This window comes from Variovorax soli NBRC 106424, from assembly GCF_001591385.1.
Taxonomy (GTDB): domain Bacteria; phylum Pseudomonadota; class Gammaproteobacteria; order Burkholderiales; family Burkholderiaceae_C; genus Variovorax; species Variovorax soli.
Genome location: NZ_BCUU01000201.1, coordinates 1 through 2,797, shown reverse-complemented (window position 1 = coordinate 2,797; position 2,797 = coordinate 1). Strand labels below are relative to the sequence as shown.

The following is a 2,797-nucleotide window of genomic DNA, read 5'->3' as shown; positions in this document are numbered from 1 at the left end:
GGGGGGGGGGCAGACGCCGTGCCCATGGCCGACGGGGCTTGCCCCCCTCCCTGCCTCCCCCCAGAGGAGGGAGGGGCAAACAAGACCGCGCGCGCCGTGGCATTGAGGCGCGTGCCTTCGCAGGTGGGGCACGCCACCTCGCCCACGTCGTCCAGCTCGGGTTCGGCAAAGGTCTGCTCGCGCCCGCGCTGATCGTCGGCCAGCACCGAGTCGTCGAAGACCTTGCGCTGCTCCTTGCTGAGCTTGACGCCGGTGCCCACGCAATCGGGGCACCAGCCGTGCTTGCTGTTGTAGGAGAACAGCCGCGGGTCCAGTTCGGCATAGCTGGTGGCGCACACCGGGCAGGCGCGCAGCGTGGAATACACATGCGCCTTGCCGATGCCGTCGGTCGGCGCGCCAGCCATCATCGCGCCGCGCAGGCCGGTGAGATCGCTCAGCACATGCACCACGCCCTTGCCGTGTTCCAGCGCGGTCGTCAGAGCGTCGCGCAGCTGCGCCTCGTTGGCAGGCAGCACGTCCAGGCTGGCCACCGGCAGCTCGATGCTGTGCTCCTTGAAGCGGTCGATGCGCGGGAAGTTGGTGGTGGGCAGGAAGGCCCCGTCCACCCGCAGGTGCGTGTAGCCGCGCGGGCGCGCCCAGTCGGCCAGTTCGGTGTAGACGCCCTTGCGGTTGCTCACCAGCGGCGCCAGCAGGCCGATGTGCTGGCCCTTGAAGTTCTTCAGGATCTGCGCGGCGATGCTGTCGGGCGTCTGCGGCTGCACCGGCGTGTTGTCATGGATGCAGTGCTGCACGCCCAGCTTCACGAACAGGAGGCGCAGGAAGTGCCACACCTCGGTGGTGGTGCCCACCGTGCTCTTGCGCCCGCCGCGCGACAGGCGCTGCTCGATGGCCACCGTGGGCGGAATGCCGTACACCGCATCCACCTCGGGCCGGCCGGCCGGCTGCACGATGGAACGCGCATAGGCATTGAGCGATTCGAGGTACCGCCGCTGCCCTTCGTTGAACAGGATGTCGAAGGCCAGCGTGGACTTGCCCGAGCCGCTCACGCCCGTCACCACGCTGAACTTGCCGCGCGGAATGTTCACCGACAGGTTCTTCAGGTTGTGCTCGCGCGCATGCACGATCTCGATGGCGTCGCGCCCGGGCGCCGGCTGCGCGTGGCCGGCATAGCTGCGCAGCACCTTCTCGGCGGCCTTGAAGGCGCCGGGGCCGATGGTGTTCTCGTAGTCGGCCAGCGCCGCGCCGGTGAGGGACGCGCGGTTCTCGCGCACCTGCTCCGGCGTGCCTTCGGCCACGATCTGGCCGCCGCCCTCGCCGCCCTCGGGGCCGAGGTCCACCAGCCAGTCGCTGGCGCGGATCACGTCGAGGTTGTGCTCGATGACAACCAGCGAATGGCCGGCATCGAGCAGCTTGCGCAGCGCGCGCATCAGGCGGGCGATGTCGTCGAAGTGCAGGCCGGTGGTGGGCTCGTCGAACAGGAACAGCGTGCCCTTGCGCGCCAGTGGCTGCTTGCTGGCGGAACTGGACTTGGCCGCCTCGGCCAGGAAGCCCGCCAGCTTCAGGCGCTGCGCCTCCCCGCCGCTGAGCGTGGGCACCGGCTGGCCCAGCTTCACATAGTCCAGGCCCACGTCGACGATGGGCTGCAGCACGCGCTGCACCTCGCGGTCGTTCGCAAAGGCGGCCAGCGCCTCGGCCACCGTCAGCTCCAGCACATCGGCCACGTTGAAGTTGCGGCCGTTGCGCTCCACGGTCACCTCGAGAATTTCGGGCCGGTAGCGCTTGCCGTCGCAATCCGGGCAGCGCAGGTACACGTCCGACAGGAACTGCATCTCCACATGCTCGAAGCCCGAGCCGCCGCAGGTGGGACAGCGTCCGTCGCCGCTGTTGAAGCTGAACTTGGCGGCGGTGTAGCCGCGCTGTTTGGCCAGCGGCGCAGTGGCGTAGATCTCGCGGATGGCGTCCCACGCGCCCACGTAGCTGGCCGGGTTGGAGCGCGCCGTCTTGCCGATGGGCGACTGGTCGACGAACACCACGTCGCTCAGGTGGTCCGCGCCCAGCAGGCGGTCATGCTCGCCGGGGGCTTCGGTGGCCTTGCCGAAGTGGCGCATGAGCGCCGGCGCCAGCACGTCCTGGATGAGCGTGGACTTGCCCGAGCCGCTCACGCCGGTGACGCACACCAGGCGCTGCAGCGGCAGCTCCACCGTCACGTTCTTCAGGTTGTGCTCGCGCACGCCTTCCAGGATGAGGCGCGGCGTGGCGTCGCCCACCGGCCGCTTGAAGCCCATGCCGATGGTCTTGCGCCCGCCCAGGTAGGCGCCGGTGAGCGTCTCGGCGCTGCGCAGTGCCTGCGTGGCGCCGTCGAACACGATCTGCCCGCCGCGCGCGCCGGGGCCCGGGCCCATGTCGATGATGCGGTCGGCTGCCAGCATGACGGCCGGGTCGTGCTCCACCACGACCAGCGTGTTGCCCGCATCGCGCAGGCGCAGCATGGCCTCGGTGATGCGGTTCATGTCGCGCGGGTGCAGGCCGATGCTGGGCTCGTCCAGCACGAAGAGCGTGTTGACCAGCGAGGTGCCCAGCGCCGTGGTGAGGTTGATGCGCTGCACCTCGCCGCCGCTGAGCGTGCGGCTTTGCCGATCGAGCGTGAGGTAGCCGATGCCAACGTCGTGCAGGTAGCGCAGGCGGGTGGTGATCTCTTCAAAAAGCAGCTTGAGCGCCTGCGCCTCGCCGGACTTCGCCCCTTCCCCCTCTGGGGGAAGGCTGGGATGGGGGCTTGCGCCCTCGCGCAAATGCGGGG

The 2,797-nt window shown here is 69.8% G+C and carries 1 protein-coding gene; it reads right to left on the bottom strand.

Annotated features, from left to right (window positions below; all coding sequences use genetic code 11):
* Positions 1-2,797 (bottom strand): excinuclease ABC subunit UvrA (locus VSO01S_RS26235; RefSeq protein ID WP_506016910.1); only part of this gene is annotated, 2,797 nt, incomplete at both ends.